The 1,312-nt window shown below is 47.4% G+C and carries 1 protein-coding gene and 1 pseudogene; both read left to right on the top strand.

All coding sequences use genetic code 11. The features are described 5' to 3' along the window. Positions 1-826, top strand: a pseudogene (locus QVP40_RS12960) (type I pullulanase); the annotation flags it as partial. A 4-nt stretch (positions 827-830) separates the two neighbouring features. Beyond that, the coding region (locus QVP40_RS12955) for a glycogen debranching enzyme N-terminal domain-containing protein (RefSeq protein WP_288200574.1) at positions 831-1,312 on the top strand (482 nt) is incomplete at its 3' end.

Genomic DNA, 1,312 nt, shown 5'->3' with positions numbered 1-1,312 from the left:
GCCGTGGGCGGCTGATGAAACTGCCATGGAGAATGGAGCGGCTCCGGCTTTAAAAAGTAATATACAGCTTCTTGACAAAAATGTGGGGATGTTCTGTGACGACACAAGAGACGCCGTCAAGGGGCATGTGTTTGAGGCGGAAACACCGGGCTTTGTCAACGGGGCAGAGGGCATGGAGGATAAAATCCTGAACAGTGTAACTGCCTGGTGTGGAAAAGACAGTGTAAAGGCTCCAAGCCAGATCATTACCTATGTGTCCGCCCACGACAACTGGACGCTTTGGGATAAGCTTGAAAAAACCATTTCCGATGAAAAGGAGCGGGAAAAAGTGAACCGGCTGGCAGCAGCAATTTATATGACCTGTCAGGGAAATCTTTTTTTCCTTTCCGGCGAGGAATTTGCCAGAACCAAGAATGGGGAGGAAAATACCTATAACGCTTCTGTAGAGCTGAACCGGCTGGACTGGGAGCGGGCTTATGAATATCAGGAGTTAAGACAATATTATCAGGGATTGATCGCTCTTCGGAAACAGCTTCCCGGACTCTGTGATAAATCGGAAGAGGCGTGGGAAAGAATTTCCGGGCAGTGGAAAGAAGAGGGAGCTGTGGGATTTCTGGTGGATAACCGGGATGAAGCAAAGACTTCCCCATGGAAAAAGCTTCTGATCATTTATAACAGAACAGAAGAAACAGTAAAAAGAGACCTTCCGGAAGGAAAATGGGAAATTCTTCTGAATGGAGAAAACAGTTTCCTCTGGAAAGATCCGAAAACTACACAGAAGGCAGAGGCTGCGCCGGTAAGCGCGCTGATCCTGGGACAGAGGTAAGGCTATGAAGTGGATTTACGGAAAACAGGAACTGAAAAATCTGGAAAGAGGGCAGGAAAACTGTTATCTCCTTACCAACGGTCTGGGAGGATTTTCTTCCATGACCATGACAGGCTCTGTGGCAAGAAACGATCACGCTCTTCTGATGGCCTGTGTACAGGCGCCCAATCACAGATACAATATGGTACATCGTCTGAAGGAAAGTCTGTGTCTGGGTGAAGAGGAAATTGTTCTTTCTTCCCAGGAGTTTGCAGACGGATATAAGGAGGAGGGCTGTCCTTATCTTTCCTCTTTTGTATTTGACGATATGCCTATATGGAGATTCCTTGTTCAGGGAGTGGAGATCCGCAAGGAGATTGCCATGAAGCAGGGAGAAAATACAGTGGCAGTACGCTACAGTATCAGAAACCGCAGCAGAAAACCTGCTGAACTGAAGATTGTACCTTTTTATCAGTTTACTGCAAAGGGCAGTGAGCCGGAACTGCA

Origin of the sequence: Blautia sp. CAG:257, from assembly GCF_000433815.1 — a bacterium.
Classification (GTDB): domain Bacteria; phylum Bacillota; class Clostridia; order Lachnospirales; family Lachnospiraceae; genus Blautia_A; species Blautia_A caecimuris.
Note: the sequence above shows the minus strand (reverse complement) of the source record. Positions and strands in the feature narration are given on the sequence as shown.